The organism is Corynebacterium sp. MSK039, assembly GCF_030232315.1.
In the GTDB taxonomy this organism is placed as follows: domain Bacteria; phylum Actinomycetota; class Actinomycetes; order Mycobacteriales; family Mycobacteriaceae; genus Corynebacterium.
This window is the reverse complement of record NZ_JASPJL010000066.1, coordinates 1-230: the sequence shown is the minus strand read 5'-3', so window position 1 is coordinate 230 and position 230 is coordinate 1. Positions and strand designations below refer to the sequence as shown.

Annotated in this window: 1 protein-coding gene; it reads left to right on the top strand. The window is 58.7% G+C overall.

Features of this window, described 5'->3' with window-relative positions:
• Nucleotides 1-230 (top strand): transposase (locus tag QP997_RS09860; protein ID WP_284847019.1); only part of this gene is annotated, 230 nt, incomplete at both ends.

Sequence of the window (230 nt, the reverse complement as noted above, 5' to 3'; positions counted from 1 at the left end):
TACATGGCGGTTGGTGTCGACATGGACGGCATCAAGCACATCCTGGGATTGTGGATTGCCGATAATGAAGGCGCTGCATTCTGGGCATCGGTGTGCGCGGATCTGGCCAACCGTGGCGTCCAGGACGTGTTCATCGTGTGCTGCGACGGGCTCAAAGGCTTGCCGGAAGCTGTCGAGGCAACCTGGCCGAATTCCATGGTGCAAACCTGCATTGTGCACCTGATTCGGGC